Source organism: Parabacteroides sp. 20_3 (assembly GCF_964238835.1).
GTDB lineage: Bacteria > Bacteroidota > Bacteroidia > Bacteroidales > Tannerellaceae > Parabacteroides > Parabacteroides distasonis.
Map to the genome: position 1 here is coordinate 397,881 of NZ_CAXSNO010000003.1, position 20,232 is coordinate 418,112.

Below are 20,232 nucleotides of genomic sequence, written 5' to 3' on the forward strand. Positions count from 1 at the left end.
GTCATTTGCGAGTGGCTCGCCTTTCTTGTTTAATAAATCTTAATATTTATCGGGGATATAAGTATCGTAAGCCATTAGAAAGTATATTCATGCGTAATCTCAATCTATTTATCATGAAATGTATATCTATCTACTTTGTGACCCTATTGTTACTGATGTCGGGCTGTGAATCCGGGCGGAGGATCCTCTTAAAAGATCTTCGTTGTGAGAACTTGGAGAATCCGGTTGCGATCGACAATACTCATCCCCATTTTAGCTGGAAAATCGAGACAGACAGGCAAACTATGCGGCAAGCGTATTTTGAGATACAAGTAGCCACGGATAGTTCCTTGCTGGCTCAAGGCAAAGCCGATCTATGGAATTCAGGTAAGGTGGAATCGTCCGCTTCCGTGATGGTCCCTTATCGAGGAAAAGAGTTGCGATCTAGTGTGCTGGCCTATTGGAAAGTCCGGGTATGGGACAATAAGGGGGAATCCTCGGATTGGAGTCCAATCAATCGCTTTGGGATCGGGCTTTTGGATAAAGCGGAATGGCAAGGGAAATATATAGGGATGCCGGATGAGAAGAATCCGATGTTAAGGAAGAAGTTCGAGCTTCAAGACCGTGATGCCACATTACTCCTTCATGTAAACTCCTTAGGGTATCATGAGATCTATTTAAATGGGAGGAAGGTATCAGAAGATGTTCTCTCGCCTGCGGTATCTCAATTAAACAAAAGATCATTATCGGTGACGTACGATCTTACGCCGTACGCAAAGCAGGGAATAAACGACTTATTGCTCTGGTTGGGCCGTGGTTGGTACAGAAAAGCTACTTTTAATGCCGTTCATGATGGGCCGTTGGTTAAACTGCGATTGGACGAGATCCAAGCAAATGGTACCGCAAGTACGCTACTCGTTACGGATAGCTCTTGGGAAGGCCGGGGAAGTATGTATGGTGAGACCGGTACCGGTACTTGGTATCCCCATCAATTCGGGGGTGAATGTGTGGATGGGCGGAAGGCGTTGCCGGATTTAACAACGGCTACGCTTGACAAACTGGATTGGACGCCGGTGTTGGAGGTGGAGGTACCCGGGATAGAGGTAAGTCCCCAGATGTGTGAGCCTAATCGAATACAAGAGATTATCCGTCCCAAAGGAATCAAACAAATAGGGGACAGTATTTGGCTCGTAGATATGGGAAAGGCGTTAAATGGTTGGGTTGAGCTGAGTTTCCCAAAATTACCGGAAGGCCACCGGGTCCGTATGGAATATACGGATTGGTTAAATGAAAACGAAGATTTCAAGCCACAAGAGGAGAACGGACAGTATGAGGATTGGTATATCGGTTCCGGACAAGGCAAAGAGGTATTCCGAAATAAATTTAACCACCATGCGTTTCAATATATAAGGATATCCGGTTTGGCGAAAGCTCCCGAGGAGGTAACTGGCTATCTGATTCATACGGATTATAAGGATGCCTCGTCTTTCGAGTGCTCGGATCCGGACTTGAATGCTATCTATGCGATGATCAAATATACTTTCAAGAACCTAGCTTTCAGTGGTTATATCGTAGACTGCCCGCATTATGAGCGTATGGGATACGGTGGGGATGGAAATGCCTCTTGTAAGAGTTTCCAGACATTGTATGAGGGCTCTTCCGTGTATATGAACTGGATGCAGATGTGGCAGGATTGCATCCGTGAGGATGGGGGCATGCCGCATTGCGTACCGAATCCATACCCGGCGGGAGGTGGTCCGTATTGGTGTGGTTTTATTATCACGGGATCGTGGCAGACTTATTTGAATTATGGGGATAGCCGTCTGATCGAGCGATATTATCCGGTTATGCGACATTGGTTGCGTTATGTGGATGCGTATACGGTCGATGGGTTGCTGAAACGTTGGCCGGATACGGATTATCGGGCATGGTATTTAGGGGATTGGTTGGCTCCGGCGGGTGTCGATTATACGGCGCAGTCATCGGTAGATCTGGTTAGCAACTGCTTTATAAGCGATTGCCTCACTACGATGGAGAAGATCGCGAAGGTATTGGGGAAAGCGGAGGATGCCGCTAAGTATAAAGAGCGTCGCCAACGATTGAACGAGCTTATCCAGAAGACTTTCTATGATCCGGAGAAGAAACAGTACGCTACAGGCTCCCAGATCGATCGGATTTATCCGATGTTGGTCGGCGTGACAGATGAACAGCATATGCCCGAGGTAAAGGAAGGTTTATATCGAGAGACTTTGGAGAATTGTAAAGGCCATATCGGTTCCGGTTTGGTGGGTGTTACGATCTTGACCGATTGGGCGATAAAGAACGGAGAGGCTGATTTTCTCTATTCCATGCTGAAAAAGAGAGAGCAACCGGGATATCTATATATGATCGATCAAGGGGCTTCTACGACTTGGGAATACTGGTCGGGAGAACGTAGTAAGGTTCATAATTGTTTCAATGGCATTGGCGCTTGGTTCTGTCAGGCGATCGGAGGGATCTTGCCGGATGAGGATGAGCCGGGCTATAAACATTTCTTTATCAAACCTCAGATACCGAATGGCGTGACGTGGGCGAGGGTGGCGAGAGAGACCCCTTACGGTACGGCACGTGTGTCTTGGACTATGGAGAACCAATCGCTTTCCCTTGATCTGGAGATACCAGCGAATAGTACGGCGACCTTTATCGCTCCATTTAACGTATCGAATTGTGTGTTAGATGGGAATAATGTAGAAATATCGGCGGGTTCGATCTTGTTGGAAAGTGGAAAACACACGCTATCGCTGCCTGCGGAATAGGAATCATATGATTCCCTTCTTTTGGAAATAAACATAACTTAATACTACGAATATAACATGATTAAAGAAACATTATTAGCCTCTGCTTTCGGCTTATTGGGATTGGTGACCGTAGCTTGCGGCTCTCAAAAGAAAGATCAGATGGTGGAAGCTGTGTCGGAAACTGCATCGGAGACGGCTTGGTGCTTGGACGGGTTTGTGCGTCCGGCTGGTGTGAATCCGGTAATTAAGCCATTGCCAACTAAGTTTTATTGCCCGATGCGGGAAGATTCTGTAGCATGGGAGGAGAGTGACACATTTAATCCGGCGGCTACGATTTACGATGGGAAGATCGTGGTGATGTACCGTGCGGAAGATAACTCCGCTCAAGGAATCGGTTCCCGGACTTCCCGTTTGGGATATGCGACCTCTACTGACGGTATCCATTTCGAGAGGGATACGGAGCCTGCTTTTTATCCGGCTAAAGATAATCAAGCGGAGAACGAATGTCCCGGAGGTACGGAAGATCCTCGTATCGCTATGACCGAGGATGGTACGTATGTCTTGCTATATACGCAATGGAACCGCAAGGTGCCTCGTCTGGCGGTGGCGACCTCAAAGGATTTGAAACACTGGACGAAGTTCGGTCCGGCTTTTGAGAAAGCCTATAATGGCAAATTCAAGGATGAGGCGACTAAATCCGCATCGCTAGTCACGACTTTAAAGGGAGATAAGCAGGTCATTGCGAAAGTGAATGGCAAGTATTTCATGTACTGGGGGGAGAAGAACGTATATGCGGCTACCTCCGATAATTTGACCGATTGGGACCCACTGTTGGATGAGAATGGTGAGTTGCTTAAATTGTTCTCTCCCCGTTCCGGCTATTTCGATAGCCAGTTGACCGAATGTGGACCTCCCGCTATCTTGACGAAGGATGGTATCGTTCTGTTGTATAATGGTAAAAACGAACCGGGAGAAAAAGGGGATACCGCTTATCCGGCGAACTCTTATTGTGCCGGACAAGCATTGTTCGATGTAAATAACCCGACGAAATTGATCGGTCGTCTGGATAAGCCTTTCTTGCAACCGACGGATGACTTTGAGAAAAGCGGCCAATACCCTGCGGGTACGGTATTCGTGGAAGGACTGGTCTATTACCAGAATAAATGGTATCTGTATTATGGCTGTGCAGATTCATTCGTGGCGGTAGCTGTATCGGATAAACAATTGAATTTTTAAAGTATAATGAGGATAGAAATAATGATGCAACTTGCAAGAAACTTGAAATGGATAACGACCACGGCGTTATCGCTCGCGTTGGTGGGAACTGCCTGTTCCGGTCCGACCCGGACTATCGAGGAGGTCCATTTCTCTGATTATGTAAATCCCTTTATCGGGGCGAGTACGAATACGGAGGCGGCCGGTGCTTACCATGGCTTGGGGAAGACCTTCCCCGGTGCGACTACCCCTTTCGGTATGGTACAGGTAAGTCCGAATACGATTACAGGGGGCGACAATGGTTCCGGATATAGCTACGAGCATGAGACGATCGAGGGATTCGCCTTTACGCAAATGAGTGGTATCGGTTGGTACGGTGATCTGGGTAATTTATTGGTAATGCCTACCGTGGGCGATCTGCGCACGAACTCGGGAAAAGAGGGGGGCGTAGCCGGGTATCGTTCCCGGTATGATAAATCTTCCGAGGAGGCCAAGGCTGGATATTATAAGGTATTGCTAAGCGATTACCAGATACAAGCGGAGGCGACAGCGGCTCCTCATAGCGGTATGCTGAGATTCGTTTTCCCCGAGAATAAGCAGTCCCGCATCCAGTTGGACTTAGCCCGTCGTGTAGGAGGTACTTCTACGTATCAGGCGGTTCAAGTGATAGATGACCATACGATCGCCGGACGAATGGAATGTACGCCGGAAGGCGGAGGCTGGGGGAATGGTGAGGGTTCTTCCCGGTATACCGTGTATTTTTATGCGCAGTTCTCCAAACCGTTGAAAGATTATGGCGTATGGAGCGTGGATATCCCGGCAGGGCAGGATCGGCATCGGGAATTCGTGGAGAGCCCGGCTTTCCAGACATTGACAGCGAACGCGAAGATTTCGGAGAGACCAAAGGCATATGAGGGTGAGCACCTCGGGTTCTTTACGGAGTTTGAGACCGAAGCGAATGAGGAGGTTCTTTTCAAGGCCGGTATTTCCTTTGTAAGCTTGGAGGGTGCGGAAAAGAACTTGAAAGCGGAGATCAAGGATTGGGATTTTGACGCGGTACGTTCTCGTGCCCGCTCGTTGTGGGATACGGCTTTGGCTAAGATGGATGTCAGCGGTGGAACGGATGAGCAAAAGGTGATCTTCTATACTTCCTTGTATCATACGATGATCGATCCGAGGATTTACACGGATGTGGATGGTCAGTATATGGGTGCGGACGGAAAAGCGCATAAGTCGGATACGTTCACGAAACGTACGATCTTTAGCGGTTGGGACGTGTTCCGTAGTCAGATGCCTTTGCAAACGATTATTAATCCGGTATTGGTGAATGATTTGTTGAAATCATTGACAACGATGGCCGAGGAGAGTGGGCGTGAGTACTATGAGCGCTGGGAGTTGTTGAACGCCTATAGCGGTTGTATGTTAGGAAATCCGGCTATATCGGTCTTGGCGGATGCCTATGCGAAAGGTATTTGTAGCTTGGATATGGAAAAGGCTTATCGGTATGCGGATAAAACCTCGAGAATGTTCGGGAATGCGGAGTTGGGCTATACCCCGAATCCGCAGAGTATCTCCAAGACCTTGGAGTATGCGTATACGGAATGGTGTATGTCTCAGTTGGCGAAATCATTAGGAAAACAGGAGGATGCGGCTTATTATGCGAAGTTGGCTCAGTCTTACCGGAATTTATATGATGCGGAGAAACATAGCTTCCGCCCGAGAGAAGCGAATGGCCGGTTTGAGGCTTGGCCGGAAGAGGGTAAGCTGAAGGAATGGTACGGCTGTATGGAATGCAATGAGCTGCAACAGGGGTGGTTCGTGCCTCACGATATTCCGGGTATGGTGGAACTGATGGGAGGAACGGAACGGGTGATTGCCGATCTGGATACGATGTTCGACAAGACGCCTACGGATTTCCTGTGGAACGCTTATTACAATCATGCGAACGAGCCGGTTCATCATGTGCCTTTCTTGTACAATCATTTGGGACAGCCGTGGAAAACCCAGAAATGGTCTCGTTTCATTTGCGATAAGGCGTATAAGAATAAGGTAGAAGGCTTGGTTGGAAACGAGGATGTCGGTCAGATGTCCGCTTGGTATGTATTGGCGGCATGTGGTTTGTATCCGATTTGTCCGGGAGATACTCGCTATGAGATATCCAGCCCGGTTTTTGAGAAGACCGAGATTCAGGTTGGCGAAGGGAATACATTTATCATACGAGCCAACCGAAATACCCCGGAAAACACCTATATCCAATCCGCTAAATTAAACGGGATGGATTATACGAGATGCTATCTTGATTATAGGGATATCATGAAAGGTGGCGTACTAGAATTGGAGATGGGGCCTACACCGGACAAGACTTGGGGCATCGAGTAGAAATCTGTATATTTGTCCCCGTAGTTCCTTGAAAACAAGGCTACGGGGAATTAATCATTAATATTCACTGATATGAATTGGATGAAAAAGGTAGCGGTAGCGTTGGTTTGTTTGCTTCCGCTCGGTTTACAGGCAGCGAAGGTAGATACTTTGCAAGTGAAAAGTCCTTCGATGAATAAAAGTATAGAGGTAGTTGTGGTAAGTCCGGATGTGGCCGCGACGAAAGCGTGTCCGGTGATTTATTTGTTACATGGCTATGGCGGTAACGCTCGTACATGGGTCAGTATCAAGCCGGATCTACCTAAGATCGCTGATGAGAAGGGCATCTTTTTCGTATGCCCGGATGGTAAGAATACGTGGTATTGGGATAGCCCTTTGAACGCTGATGTACGGTATGAGACTTTCATCTCGAATGAGTTGGTGAAATACGTGGATTCCCATTATAAGACAGTGGCCGATCGTAAGGGACGTGCTATTACCGGCTTGAGCATGGGTGGACATGGCGCTATGTGGAATGGCCTTCGTCATAGCGATGTTTTCTCCGCTGCGGGAAGTACCAGCGGTGGCGTGGATATCCGCCCTTTCCCGAAAAACTGGGAGATGAGCGTGCAAATAGGCGAGAAGGCGAAATATCCGGAAAACTGGGAGAAGTACACGGTTATCAATTTGGTTCCAACCTTGAGGAAAGACCAGATCGCTTTGATCTTCGATTGCGGTGACAGCGATTTCTTTTTGGAGGTGAATAAGAACTACCACGAGGCGTTATTAAAACAAGGCATCGACCACGACTTTATCACTCGCCCGGGTAATCATGATTCACAATACTGGAATAATTCTATTGATTACCAGATCCTCTTTTTCTGGAAGCATTTCCTGAAGATGAAGGCCTTGTGATAAGACCGTTTGGCGATTTGACATTCTGACATTTTGTAAACTAAAGTCCCGGAGAACCGATTTTTCCGGGACTATGTACGACTCGTTGCCTAATACGCAAGAAAAAAACAATAATTCGTTCATTGATAATACAATACCGAAAAACCGCCTTTCATTCTAGCGAAAATAATTCATCCTAATTCATATCCATTGACTTCTTCGGGCTATCCGATAGGGTTACGACTGGGTTCTAACCGGGTTACGATGCCTATTCACGACTACTGACAACCCTATTCGTGACTGTTTATAATGCCTAACGGCAGTATTGGCGTCGCCCAACGCGACTATACGTGTAGGCTTTTGTCGCCTTTCGTGCCTGAAAACGGGAATATTCTCACTTAAAAGGGCGTTTTATTGCCCTTCACGTCTACTGGTTGGGGCGATTCAAACGAATGCCTTGTCACGATTCGCATTCGAAAAGAAGCATAAAGAAAGTTTCCCGCTGTTATACTCCATATGTACGCTAATTTTCGTACTTTTGCCTCTTGAATCTTGAATATACGAAAGCGATGAATTATCAGATAGATGCTCCGGGTTCCGCTATCCGGACTACCGTAAAGCTTCCCGCTTCTAAAAGTATCAGTAACAGGGCATTGATCTTGAATGCGCTAAGTTATAGCGCATACGATGTGGAGAACTTATCCGATTGCGATGATACAAATTTGATGGTAAAGGCATTAAACTCGAACGATCGGGATTTTAATGTGGGTGCGGCGGGTACGACGATGCGTTTCCTTACTGCTTTCCTCTCGAAGGTGGTGGGCGAATGGACGATTACGGGAACCGAACGCATGAAGAACCGTCCGATCAAGGTGTTGGTGGATGCGCTGAACGCTTTAGGCGCCCGGATCGAGTACATGGAGAAGGAGGGTTATCCTCCTTTGCGTATTTTCGGAAGCGCCTTGCAAGGCGGAGAGATTTCGCTACCGGGAAATGTTAGCTCTCAATATATATCCGCTATCTTGATGATCGCCCCGTTAACAGAAAATGGGGTTACGTTGCATTTGGAGGGCGCTATTATCTCTAGGCCCTATATCCATATCACCTTGCAATTGATGGAGCAATATGGAGTGAGAGCCTCTTGGACGGAGAATACGATCAAAGTACTTCCCCAAGAGTATAAGCCGATTCGTTTTACGGTGGAATCCGATTGGAGTGCCGCTTCTTATTGGTATGAGATCATGGCGTTATCGAAAAATGCTGAGATCGAATTGTTAGGTTTATTCAAGAATAGCTTGCAGGGAGATGCCGCCGGAGCGAAGTTGTTCGCTCAATTGGGAGTGGGCACTACTTATACGAAACGTGGAGTCGTGTTAAAGCATACTGGAAATATCTGTGAGAAGTTGGTTTATAACTTCGTGAATGAACCGGATTTGGCTCAAACCTTTGTGGTGACTTGCGTGTTATTAAATATCCCTTTCCGCTTTACGGGACTTCAATCATTGAAGATCAAGGAGACGGATCGGATCGAGGCATTGAAGACAGAGCTTCGTAAATTAGGTTATGTGTTGACGGATCGCAATGATAGCATCTTGGAGTGGAACGGTGAACGCAGGGAACCGGAGTCGCATCCGGTAATCGCCACTTACGAGGATCATCGGATGGCTTTGTCATTCGCTCCCGCCGCTTTGGTACGTCCCGAGGGGATAGAGATCGCCCACCCGCAAGTGGTCAGCAAGAGTTATCCCCATTATTGGGAAGATCTTAAGGCCGCTGGTTTCTCTATTAGGGAATCAGCCCTTTAATTTTCAGTTTTCAATTCTCAACTTTCAATTGAATTATGTGGTACATTGTCATAAGTCTTATAGGTCTGGGTGTCGTAGCCGCTATCGCCGGGTATTTCCGGAATAAGAAACTTCAGAAGATGCTGGAACGGGGGGAGATCTCGGAGATCCCCGAGGCACAGGAGATTCCGGAGGTTTGCTGCGGACAACATGAGACTTGCGAGCGGGATAGTTTATTAGCCGCCGTCAGCAAGAAAATCGAATATTATAACGATGAGGAACTGGATCGGTTCCAAGGAGTGGAAGCGGACGCTTACGATGAGGAAGCCGTTGAGGAGTTTAGTGAAGTGCTTTATACCCTCCGGGAAGTGGAGGTGGCCGGTTGGCTCCGTAGCCTGCAATTGCGAGGGATCAATTTGCCAGATGCCTTGAAGGATGAGGCATTCCTGATCATTGGCGAACGCCGTACTCATTAATTTAGGAAACGAATCATATGGATTTATTGCAATATGCCTTTTTTCAGAATGCCTTGATCGGGAGCTTGCTAACCGCTATCGCTTGTGGGATTGTCGGGACTTACATCGTATCCCGCCGGTTGGTATTTATCAGCGGAGGGATCACGCATGCTTCGTTCGGAGGTTTGGGCTTGGGTTTTTATCTGGGAACAAACCCGATCTTGATGGCGATGTTGTTTTCGATCCTCTCTGCCTTTGGCGTGGAGTGGGCGAGCAAGACGCAAAACGTAAGGGAGGATTCCGCTATAGCGGGCGTATGGTCGCTGGGTATGGCTTTGGGCGTGATTTTCATCTTTCTTACCCCGGGGTACGCCCCGAATCTATCCGCTTATTTATTTGGCAATATATTAACGATCTCTACGGCCGATATCTTATGGATTTTAGGGTTGGTGGTATTGTTGATACTCATATTCTCCCTTTTCCTCCGTGAGATTGTTTACGTGGCGTTCGATCGTGACTTCGCTGTCACGCAAGGCCTACCGGTAAAATGGATCGAGTATACGATGATGTGCTTTATCGCCATGACAATTGTTCTTTCGATCCGTTTGGTAGGGATTATGCTATTGATGAGTTTGCTGACCTTGCCTCAAATAACGGTAAACCTGTTTACTTCCGACTTCAAGAAGATCATATGGGGAAGTATCGCGATCGGCTTTCTGGGTTGCGTGTCCGGACTGGTTCTTTCTTATTTCCTGAACGTGCCTTCCGGTGCGTTTATCATCTTGTTTTTGGTGGTCCTCTTTTTGGCCTTGAAAGCAATAAAACCGTTGTTACGGCGTTAATTAAAGAATGAAAAAAGGGTTTTATTACATAGTGGCGTTATTAACGGTACTCTTGCTTTGGTCGTGCAGCACGAAGAAGAACACGAAAGCGAGCCGTTTTTATCATGCCTTTACGACCCGTTATAATATTTATTTCAATGGAAAACAAGCCTTTGACGAGGCACTGAAAAGCCAACAGGACGGATATAAAGAGAACTATTCCGACAGGATCTATATGTATCCGATTAGCGCCCAGCCTAAAGACAAAGCCGAGCCGGGCGGCCCTTTCGACCGGACGATCGAGAAAAGTAATAAAGCTATTAAACTACACTCCATAAAAGCGAAACCGGCCAAGAAACCGGGCTGGCGGAATAATCCCAAACTACGTGCTATCCAAGAACAAGAGGAATATAACCCTTTCTTAAAGAATAGTTGGCTGATCATGGGACAGGCGCAATTCTACAATGCCGATTTCCTGCAAGCCTCCGCTACCTTTTCCTATATAGCCCGTCATTACGCGAAGGACGAGGAGGTCGTGGCCGAGGCCCGTTTGTGGCAAGCCCGTTGTTATTCCGAGATGGGTTGGTTCTATGAATCCGAGGATATCTTGGATAAGATGAACAAGAACGGTATTCCTGCTTCCGCCTTGAAGCAATATGCGGCGGTGTATGCCGATTATTTGATCAAGAACGGGCAGTTCGAGGATGCCATCCCTTATCTGAAGACCGCTATCAAGGCGGAGAAAAACCGGAAGCAACGTACCCGGATGAAGTATCTTTTGGGACAAATCTATGCGGATCAAGAATTAGATGGCTTGGCTTATAAGACCTTTGGTGAGGTAGCCCGTTCGAATCCTCCGTATGAGTTGGAATTTGCCTCACGTATCCGTCAGACAGAAGTATTCTCGGGTACGAATTACTTGAAAGTGGTGAAGATGCTCGAGAAAATGGCGAAAAGCCAGAAGAATAAGGATTATCTGGATCAAGTATACTATGCTTTAGGAAATGTATACCTCAGCCGGGAAGATACGGTGAATGCCATAAAGAACTATCAACTCGGTATCGATAAGAGTACATTGAATGGAATGGATAAGGCGATCTGCCAGATAAAGCTGGGAGATATCTATTTTACGATGCGGGATTACGTGAAAGCGCAACCTTGCTTTAGCGGGGCCTTAGCCGGAATTCAAAAGGAATACAGGGATTATGAACGGGTTTCTAAATTGTCGGCGATTCTGGATGAATTGGTCGTGCATGTAGAAGCGGTCCATCTTCAAGACAGTTTGCAAGCCTTGGCTAAATTACCGGAAGCGGAGCGGTTAGCGATTATCGATAAGAAGATTGAGGAGGTAAAGAAAGAGGAGGAAGAGGCGAAAGCCTTGGCTGAGAAGGAGGCTTATCTGGCCGAGCAGGAAGCGAAAGGCACCGGAATCGACCGTCCCGGTACGGAAACCAACGCTGTTGTCTTGCCGAACGCGTCCGGTGGAGCGTCTTTCTATTTCTATAACCCTCAGACCGTAGCGCAAGGAAAGACACAGTTCCAGCGTAAATGGGGACGTCGTCCGTTGGAAGATCACTGGCGCCGCCGTAAGAAGGAACTCTCTACCTTTAATGAGAATCTGGATGAGGAGATGTTGGCTGAAGGAGATTCCACTGTAGGGCCGGACGGTGAGCCGTTGCCGACCGATTCGATAGGCGGTGACCTGCCGGCTGTTGCCGCCGATGATCCGCATACCCGTGAGTATTACCTACAGCAGTTACCTTTCACGCAAGAGGATATAGACGCCTCTAACATTATTATTATAGATGGCCTTTACAATATGGCGATGATCTATAAGGATAAGTTGGAGGATATCCCCTTATCTGTCGAGGCGTTCGAGAATTTGGAACGCCGTTTCCCGGATAATGAGCACCGTTTGGAGAGCTATTATCAAGTATATTTGATGGCCCTGAAAACCGGAAATACAGCGTTGGCTACCGAGTATAAGAATAAACTAATGAACGCCTTCCCGGAAAGCGATTATGCGGTAGCTGTGGCTGATCCGAATTACGAGTATAATATCCGCATGATGGATGTGGTACAAGACTCGATCTATCAAGCTACTTACGGCCGCTATCTGGAGAGCGATACAGCGTATGTCCGTAAGAGTTTCCGGTACGTAAGCGAGAAATATCCATTGGCTACATTGATGCCTAAATTCATGTTCTTGGATGCGTTATCATATGTGCAGGCCGGGGATGCGGAAGGCTTTAAGAATGCCTTGAAAGCGCTGGTCGAGAAGTATCCGAACGCGGATGTCACGGAACTGGCCGGGGAGATGTTGAAAGGTGTTCTTCGGGGACGTGCCTTGGTGCAGGGCGGTGTGAAAGGTATGAGTTGGAACTTACGATTCGGTTTGGGCGAGGATGGTATGTTATCTGCCGAGGATTCGGCCCGTGTATTTAATCCGGAACGGAACACGCCTTATCAGATGCTTTTGGTATATCCTACGGGTAGCGTAGATCAGAATCAGTTGCTATTCGCCGTCGCCGCTTATAACTTCGCGAACTTCATGGTGAAAGAGTTTGATTTGGCTTTGGAGCAGGCCGGCCCGATCAGTATGCTGGCGATTAAAGGATTCATTAGTTTTGAGGAGATTATCCAATATTATAAGATGATATACGGTAAGGATGGCTATGCTACGGCCTTGAATAAAGCGGTTGCCGTGTTACCGATCTCTGATGATAATTATGAGACCTTGATGCGTGGCAAGACCTTGGATGAATATATCACCTTCTTCGATGAGAGCTTCGGTGAGGAATTACCGGATCTGGCAGGTCGTTGGAAAGCCCGTATGGAAGCCGCTAAGGAGGAGGAGGCGACTGAAGATGAAATGATCACGGAGGAAGAAGCCGAAGTTCCGGAAGAGGAACAACAGCCTGTTCAAGAACCTGTCCGACAGCCCGAGATACAGCCTATACCAGTCGTCCCGGATACGATTGAGGTCCCTGCGTTTGACAAGCCGGAAATCCAGCGTGTCGATACCCTTCGTAAGGATACGGTTCCTGTTGTTCAGCCGGCGGTTGAGGATCAAGGCATGACCTTGAAAGAAATCCAAGAGATCCGTAAACGGGAAGCTGCCGAAGAAGAAGCCCGCAAGGAAGAGGCTCGTAAGGCTTTCGAGGCTCAGCAAAAGGCGGATAAGGAATTACGTGAGCAGAAAGCGAAAGAACAGGAAGAACTTCTCAAGAAGCAAGCGGAGGAAGAACGTGCCCTGTTGAAAGCGAAGGCTGATCGAGAGAAACAGCTGGAAGCCGACCGTAAAGCCAAGCTGAAACAAGCGGAAGCGGATCGTAAGGCGAAACTGAAAGCTCGTGAGGACCTTCGTAAGGAAAAGGAACGTGCTTATAAGCAACGCTTGAAAGAGAAAGAAAAAGAACGTAAGGAGAAGGAACGCTTATACAAGCAAAAATTGAAAGAGAAAGAAAAAGCCCGCAAGGAAGCCTTGCGGGAAAAGGAAAAGGCCGCCCGGGAAAAGGCCCGGAAGCGTTAATTGCATTAGATATTAATAGGTAAGAATTTCCAATCCTGTCTCTGTCATCAAGAAGGTATGTTCCCATTGGGCGGAGGGTAGTTCATCCTCGGTGATGACTGTCCAACCGTCTTCCTCGTCGATAAATACTTTCCAAGTACCCATGTTAATCATAGGCTCGATCGTAAAGACCATACCCGGAACTAAAAGCATCCCAGTTCCTTTCCGTCCGAAATGACAAACTTCCGGTTCCTCATGGAATTCCAGACCGACGCCATGTCCGCATAAATCCCGTACGACAGAGAATCCGTTTTTCTCCGCATGCTTTTGAATAGCGTTGCCTATATCACCGACGAATCCGAACGGCTTCGCCGCTTTTATACCGATCTCCAGACATTCCTTGGCGACCTGTACCAATTTCTGCTTTTCCGGAGATACGTTCCCGATCATGAACATGCGGGACGCATCCGAATAATAACCATCTAAAATCGTTGAGACATCCACATTAATAATGTCACCGTCTCTTAGGATCTCCTTCTCACTGGGAATACCGTGACAAACGACCTCGTTGATAGAGGTACATACACTTTTAGGGAACCCCTCATAGTTTAAGGGGGCTGGAATCGCTCCATGCCCTACCGTATAATCATACACCAATTTATCGATAACAGCTGTAGACATACCTTCTTTAATCTCCTTCTGGATTAAATCCAGCACCCCTGTATTGATCACGCTACTTCTGCGGATGCCCTCAATCTGCTCTGGAGTCTTGATAAGCTTGCGGGTGGGTACTAAATGTCCTTTATTTTGGATATATAGGATTTTCTTGTCTAATTCGGTGAGAGGTTGCCCCTTGATAGGCTTCCAATTGTTTACTGTTCTACGTGACATATTAATTCGTTTTACTCAAAATGTAGTGTAAAGGTATGACTTTTTAAGATACCCTGTCCTGTAGATACTCTTTATTTATCCAAATAGCTCTTCTTGAAGATATCTATACAAAGAAGGAATAAGGATAATAACAACGGCCCGAAGATGATCCCCATAAATCCGAATAAGGACAACCCGATTACGACTCCGAAGACGGTGATTAACGGATGTATATCCGCCAACTTCTTTTGTAGGATAAAACGAATCAGATTATCGACGTTCGTAATGACAAGCAAGGCATAAATAGCCAATCCCAAGGCATGTACCCAATCTCCGTTTAAAGCCATATAAGCCGCCAACGGAACCCAGACCAATGCGGTCCCTACAATGGGAATGATCGTAGCGATACAAGTGAGAAACCCAAATAACAGCGGATCGGGAGTCTGAAAGATAAAGTAACCGATCACCGCTACGATACCTTGTATAACCGCCAAAAGAGGGATACCTATGGCGTTTGATTTTACGATCATATTGATCTCGTTGAGTACCTCATCCTTGTTTTGATCACTGAAGGGGAATAAGGTGTATAGATAGTTTTCCATTTTTCTTCCGCCTATCAGCATGAAGTACAGAATGAAAATCAAGACGACGACATTTACGGCGAAACTGCTTATGCTACCCACTAAAAACTGTCCGATTTGTGGGAGTATAGAGGCCGCTTTTAATAAGTTTCCTCTATCCAGTACATCAAACCCGGTCTTTTCCTGAACTAGATCCGCTATATGTTGGCCTGTATTTAGCAGTACAGTCGGGTCTAAATTAATATTTTGAGTTTTGTTGATTACCAACCAGATCGCCAATGTGATTGGGATTAAGAAACATAAGATTGTTTCCCCCAGTAACAGTAAAGCTGCAAAAGCCGGTCTCATATTTAGCTTTTCTGTCAGATGGAACATCTGTCCACGCAGCAATATATAGATGGTGAATGCTCCAAGTATACCTCCAAGAAACGGGGTAATCTTAAAAAATAGAATTACCCCTAGTCCTAATATAATGGTGATCAATGAGTATCTCCAGTAATGTTCTTTTACGTTTTCCATATACATTCATGCCCTTATTTATCTAAAAACAAGATAGGAGAAGTCATTGTTTATTGGATTTCTTATTCTTTGGAGAGCCGTTTACCTTCGATGAAGGTCTCTTGAATCTCTATATCGTTGTTGAAAATGATGATATCGGCATCCTTTCCTTTCTCCAATGTTCCTTTACGGTCTAAAATACCCATTAGGCGGGCCGGGCTTTCGGAAGCCATACGAACAGCGTCGTGCAATGGAATTTCCGCTTTCTCGACTAGGGTACGGATCAAACGGATTCCGGTAGCTATACTTCCTGCGATAGCTGAGCGATCGGCTAATTTACATACGCCTTCCTCAATAATTACCCGGGAGTCCGGAAAATGTTCCGTACCGTTATCGCAAGTGGCGGCAGCCATTGCGTCCGTGATTAAGGAGGTACGTTCTACCCCTTTGATTTGATATACCAACTTTAAGATTGCTGGTGGTACGTGGATACCATCGGCTACAACTTCAACGGTCATATCTTTCATGAGATAAATACCTTCTACCGTTCCTTCATGTTTATACTCACGGTCTTTATGGACGGAAGTCATGGCATTGTAGAAGTGGGTAGCATGGGTGAATCCGGCTTCGTATGCTTTTTTCACTTGGAGATAATCGGCTGTGGTGTGGGCTAGTGAAACCAACACACCATGAGCTGACGCATATTTACCGAATTCCAAAGCTCCGTCAAGCTCGGGGGCGGCGCTCCAGCGTTTAATACATTGGGTACTGTTTAGTAATTCCTTATATTCTTGGGGATCGGGCGGGTAAATATAATTAGGGTCTTGTCCGCCTTTCATAGCCATATTCAAATAGTTGCCTTCGAGATGTAATCCCATGATACGGGCCCCCTGTTCCGGGTGGTTCATGATGTGCTCGCAGGTCTTGATCGCTTCCCGGAAGGTCTCGATAGGGGCCGCTGCCAATGTAGGATATAAAGTCGTTGTTCCCTGTAAAGCATGTGCTCTTGTGATCGCATAGAACGCTTTCGGGGTAGCTTCCGTGAAATCATGTCCGTTGCCGCCGTGTACATGCGTGTCGATACAGCCGGGAGCCACATAATATCCTTTTGCGTCGATGATCTCCGCATGAGGAATCTCCCGGTTTTGCCCGGTGATCTCCACTATTTTCCCATCCGAGATGATGATTTGCCCGTTTGGTAGGAGGCCCGAAGGAGTTAATACTTTTGCGTTTATGATTTTAAGAAATGCGCTTTCCATATATTTTGTTTTTAGTCTTTTGGAATCAGTAATAAGTTATCCTTATAGGACAACGGGGGATTATATTGGATTTCCCGGTTGCCCCTCGGGGTAGCGGATCGTAAGAGTGGTGACTGGCCGGTTATCTCGTAAATAGCTTGTCCTAATAAAGGATCCTTCAAATCTCCGAATTCAGCTAGATCACTCTTGAATTCATCAATAGCTATATCGGGATGAAATCCGTCTTCATAATCAGCTTCCCGATCCTTATTATAAATATGGAAAGTGACGGGAGAAAGTATCCAGCCATATTTTTTAGATTCATTGTAGATCGTCATACCGACGGTCTTGCCAAAAGTATGCTTACCGATAACCCGAACGTCTAGATAAGATCGTAGCGAGTTAATGATAAGTTCGGAGGCAGAAGCCGTAGTTGAACCTGTCAAAACAAATAGCCGTTGTAGGTTTAAGTTTCCCGCCATGACCTCGGTCGTTTTGAGTAAAGGCAAGGTCTCATTTTTATTGGAGTTTTTATCGTTATACTCCATGATACATAAAGGTTCTCCTAAAACGTTTTCACGGACTAATAGCGAAGCCAGTAATTGGGCGCAATTGACAAGCCCACCCCCATTATAGCGTAAATCAAGTACGAACTCATTGACGTTGCGGCTTTTGAATTTTTCGAAGAGTTGTTGCAAATAAAGATTATAACTTGTGTCGCTATAATCGTATTCATCCGGTCCGGAGGCGAAATGGTTGTACATCAAATAGCCGATTCGCTTATTGCCATATGTGTATACGGAATCTTTTAGGAATGGGGTGTCTTCTACCGTTCGGGATGCGTTCAAGGTAACTCTTCGGGTGGAGACGAATCCCTTGGTGTTTCCTATTTCTTTTCCTAGTTGGAGGGATACGCTGCCTCCGCTTCTCAATACATCATAGTCTTGGATAGAACCCAAGGAGCCGTTTACGCCAAGTATCCAGTCTCCCCGTTTCAATCCGGCTTCTTCGGCGGGTGAATCCTTTAATACATAAAGGACAATGGCTATTTTATAGGTACTGCCTCCGTCTTTAAGGTTGGAAGTCGCGAAATCGAATCCATATGAGTTGTTCGCGTCGTAAATGCTCTTTGTTACGGTCGCTTTCTCTAATTGGGAAAAGTAATGATGGCCTTCAGGAAGATCTTTCCCGTCTTTATCGGATAACAGGCCCTTGAAGAAGGCCTCCGGATCAAGACTAATGTCCAAGGAACTTTTATCCGGTAACTCGGAATACCAAAGATAATTCTCTCGCATTGTTTGCTCGATCCATTGATTCACTTCATTGTCGGTTGCCGGAATGTCAATATCATCTTTCTCGCAAGCGGAGAATGCTAAAAGGCCAAGGATAACGATCGTATAATATTTATAATTCATAGTGGATATATATTAAAAACAGCCCTTCTCTCAATAACGGAAAAGGGCTGTTGATATTGTTAAGGACAAATATACGCTATATTTTCTTCTCGATAACCGCTTGAACAACATTTAATACATAATCGCCCAGCTTTTCACTTTCACTAACCATGTCCATGTAATAAACGCCATCTTGATATTGGTACAGCTTATTGTTGATATCTTCGATATTCCGGCTCTTCAACTGGTTACGATAGTTGTTGATCTCGTTCTCTATGTTATAAGAAGGATTGATGTCATCATGTACGAGTTCCGGTTTATGCAAAATTAGGTTCATGCGATTTAACGCCCCGGATACCAGCTCGAACATATGATCCAAGTGCTTGTTTTGCTCCTCCGTGAATTCGGATTTGAACTCGTTTCTGCGTTTGATACTTCGGGCAAGGTTATTACAAGAATCCGCTATACTCTCGATTTCCGAGACGGCACGTAGCATGATACGGATTTCTTCCTTACTTTCAGAACTCAAACGGCCTTCCGATACTTCAGTCAAGTAATTCGCGATCTCGATCTCCATGCGGTCGCTGATATTCTCGTATTTCTCGACGCGGCTATAAGTCTTGAGGAAGGTCTCCTCATTCTTCTCGTAGAATAATTCTTTCACCATATTAAACATCCTAGCCGTACGCTCGGCGAATAATGAGATTTCTTTATGAGCTTGTAGGATGGAAAGCTCGGCGGTGGATAACATACCTCCCGTGATATAGCGAAGGCGGTACTCCTCGTCTTCCACCTTGGGCTTGATAAGCGTACATACGGTCTTTTCGATCAAGCTTACGAACCAGATCATAATGAAAGTATTACTGATATTGAATGCAGTGTGGAACGCTGCCAGTTTAAAGGATACCGCCACAGCCGGATCACTGACCTTCATTACGTGGGTAACAAACCATGAGACGGCATTCGTGAAAGGGTAGAAGAGCACCAAAACCCACATGACACCGAAAACGTTGAAAACAAGGTGCGCTAATGCGGCTCGTCGTGCTTGTGTGTTTCCGGTTAATGCGGCTAAGTTGGCCGTAATCGTGGTTCCGATATTCTCGCCTAATACCAAAGCGACTCCCAAATGGTAATCGATCCAGCCGTTGGCGCACATAATCAATGTAATAGCCATCGTGGCGGCGGAGGCTTGTACGATCATGGTTAAGATCGCTCCGATAAATAAGAACAAGATGATGGAGAAAAATCCCATATCCGTATAATTCTGCACGAAAGCCAGCATTTCCGGATTCGCTCCGAGGTCCGGGGCGTTTGCCTTTAAACTTTGAAGACCCATGAACAGGAACGCGAAACCAAAAACAAATTCACCAATTGATTTACGAGAGCTTTTTCCTGAGAAGAAGAGTGGGAGAGCGAAAGCTAAAAGGGGAAGGGCGAATGCGGCGATATCGACCTTGAAACCGAGGGCGGAGATAAGCCATGCCGTTACCGTGGTTCCGATGTTGGCACCCATAATGACTCCGATGGATTGGGTCAATGTCAAGAGTCCGGCATTCACGAAACTCACGACCATAACCGTCGTAGCCGATGATGATTGGATAAGAGCCGTTATTAACACCCCGGTGAGCATACCGGTTACTCTGTTCGTGGTCATCGCGGTTAGTATTCGCCGTAAACTGTCACCCGCAAATTTTTGTAACCCTTCACTCATGATCTTCATTCCGTACAAGAACAGCGCCAAGGAGCCGATCAGCCGGAGAAAATCAAAAAAAGAATAGTCCATTTAAATTACGTTTAAGTGGATTGTATATCCGATTAATATTCCTAACTTTAGGGGGCGAATTTACAAATAATAAC

At 46.3% G+C, this 20,232-nt stretch carries 13 protein-coding genes; 8 read left to right on the plus strand and 5 right to left on the minus strand.

Annotated features, from left to right (window positions below; all coding sequences use genetic code 11):
• Positions 1–89: 89 nt before the first annotated feature.
• From ACESPU_RS08440 to ACESPU_RS08475, 8 genes are all read left to right on the plus strand, one after another.
• Positions 90–2,774 (plus strand): family 78 glycoside hydrolase catalytic domain, encoded by a 2,685-nt coding sequence (locus ACESPU_RS08440; protein ID WP_373133270.1) that lies wholly within the window; start codon positions 90–92, stop codon positions 2,772–2,774.
• Between the two features lie 57 nt (positions 2,775–2,831).
• A complete protein-coding gene (locus ACESPU_RS08445) occupies positions 2,832–3,992 on the plus strand; it encodes a glycoside hydrolase family 130 protein (RefSeq protein ID WP_309431407.1) in 1,161 nt (386 codons plus the stop codon).
• A 21-nt stretch (positions 3,993–4,013) separates the two neighbouring features.
• Positions 4,014–6,350: a GH92 family glycosyl hydrolase gene (locus ACESPU_RS08450; protein ID WP_373133297.1), complete on the plus strand. Its 2,337-nt coding sequence runs from the start codon at positions 4,014–4,016 to the stop codon at positions 6,348–6,350.
• Positions 6,351–6,422: 72 nt separating this feature from the next.
• The gene (locus ACESPU_RS08455) at positions 6,423–7,244 is read left to right on the plus strand and encodes an alpha/beta hydrolase (protein WP_373133271.1); all 822 of its coding nucleotides are present in this window, start codon (positions 6,423–6,425) and stop codon (positions 7,242–7,244) included.
• A 548-nt stretch (positions 7,245–7,792) separates the two neighbouring features.
• Positions 7,793–9,028, plus strand: coding sequence for a 3-phosphoshikimate 1-carboxyvinyltransferase (locus ACESPU_RS08460; RefSeq protein ID WP_009275210.1), 1,236 nt, complete (start codon positions 7,793–7,795; stop codon positions 9,026–9,028).
• A 35-nt stretch (positions 9,029–9,063) separates the two neighbouring features.
• Complete coding sequence (locus ACESPU_RS08465; protein ID WP_005860099.1) at positions 9,064–9,483, plus strand: hypothetical protein; 420 nt, start codon at positions 9,064–9,066, stop codon at positions 9,481–9,483.
• 17 nt (positions 9,484–9,500) lie between these two features.
• Positions 9,501–10,304: a metal ABC transporter permease gene (locus ACESPU_RS08470; protein ID WP_005863493.1), complete on the plus strand. Its 804-nt coding sequence runs from the start codon at positions 9,501–9,503 to the stop codon at positions 10,302–10,304.
• A gap of 7 nt (positions 10,305–10,311) precedes the next feature.
• Complete coding sequence (locus ACESPU_RS08475; protein WP_373133272.1) at positions 10,312–13,815, plus strand: hypothetical protein; 3,504 nt, start codon at positions 10,312–10,314, stop codon at positions 13,813–13,815.
• A gap of 12 nt (positions 13,816–13,827) precedes the next feature.
• On the opposite strand, the gene map is transcribed toward ACESPU_RS08475, so the two are convergent.
• From map to ACESPU_RS08500, 5 genes are all read right to left on the minus strand, one after another.
• Positions 13,828–14,685, minus strand: coding sequence for a type I methionyl aminopeptidase (map, locus tag ACESPU_RS08480; RefSeq protein ID WP_087344667.1), 858 nt, complete (start codon positions 14,683–14,685; stop codon positions 13,828–13,830).
• Positions 14,686–14,756: 71 nt separating this feature from the next.
• Entirely contained in the window at positions 14,757–15,770 is a 1,014-nt protein-coding gene (locus ACESPU_RS08485; protein WP_005863489.1) for an AI-2E family transporter, read from the minus strand.
• 56 nt (positions 15,771–15,826) lie between these two features.
• A complete protein-coding gene (gene nagA, locus ACESPU_RS08490; protein ID WP_022191854.1) occupies positions 15,827–17,002 on the minus strand; it encodes an N-acetylglucosamine-6-phosphate deacetylase in 1,176 nt (391 codons plus the stop codon).
• A gap of 11 nt (positions 17,003–17,013) precedes the next feature.
• Positions 17,014–18,396 carry a S41 family peptidase gene (locus tag ACESPU_RS08495; RefSeq protein WP_373133273.1) on the minus strand — a complete coding sequence of 461 codons (1,383 nt, stop codon included), beginning with the start codon at positions 18,394–18,396 and terminating at the stop codon, positions 17,014–17,016.
• A 76-nt stretch (positions 18,397–18,472) separates the two neighbouring features.
• The gene (locus ACESPU_RS08500) at positions 18,473–20,158 is read right to left on the minus strand and encodes a Na/Pi cotransporter family protein (protein WP_005863486.1); all 1,686 of its coding nucleotides are present in this window, start codon (positions 20,156–20,158) and stop codon (positions 18,473–18,475) included.
• Positions 20,159–20,232: the final 74 nt, after the last annotated feature.

Bases quoted from the DNA above. Each gene is read 5' to 3' on its own strand.
- nagA (WP_022191854.1), bottom strand. From the start codon at position 17,002: ATGGAAAGCGCATTTCTTAAAATCATAAACGCAAAAGTATTAACTCCT.
- ACESPU_RS08470 (WP_005863493.1), top strand. From the start codon at position 9,501: ATGGATTTATTGCAATATGCCTTTTTTCAGAATGCCTTGATCGGGAGC.
- ACESPU_RS08455 (WP_373133271.1), top strand. From the start codon at position 6,423: ATGAATTGGATGAAAAAGGTAGCGGTAGCGTTGGTTTGTTTGCTTCCG.
- ACESPU_RS08485 (WP_005863489.1), bottom strand. From the start codon at position 15,770: ATGTATATGGAAAACGTAAAAGAACATTACTGGAGATACTCATTGATC.
- ACESPU_RS08450 (WP_373133297.1), top strand. From the start codon at position 4,014: ATGATGCAACTTGCAAGAAACTTGAAATGGATAACGACCACGGCGTTA.
- ACESPU_RS08460 (WP_009275210.1), top strand. From the start codon at position 7,793: ATGAATTATCAGATAGATGCTCCGGGTTCCGCTATCCGGACTACCGTA.
- ACESPU_RS08465 (WP_005860099.1), top strand. From the start codon at position 9,064: ATGTGGTACATTGTCATAAGTCTTATAGGTCTGGGTGTCGTAGCCGCT.
- map (WP_087344667.1), bottom strand. From the start codon at position 14,685: ATGTCACGTAGAACAGTAAACAATTGGAAGCCTATCAAGGGGCAACCT.
- ACESPU_RS08475 (WP_373133272.1), top strand. From the start codon at position 10,312: ATGAAAAAAGGGTTTTATTACATAGTGGCGTTATTAACGGTACTCTTG.
- ACESPU_RS08500 (WP_005863486.1), bottom strand. From the start codon at position 20,158: ATGGACTATTCTTTTTTTGATTTTCTCCGGCTGATCGGCTCCTTGGCG.
- ACESPU_RS08445 (WP_309431407.1), top strand. From the start codon at position 2,832: ATGATTAAAGAAACATTATTAGCCTCTGCTTTCGGCTTATTGGGATTG.
- ACESPU_RS08440 (WP_373133270.1), top strand. From the start codon at position 90: ATGCGTAATCTCAATCTATTTATCATGAAATGTATATCTATCTACTTT.
- ACESPU_RS08495 (WP_373133273.1), bottom strand. From the start codon at position 18,396: ATGAATTATAAATATTATACGATCGTTATCCTTGGCCTTTTAGCATTC.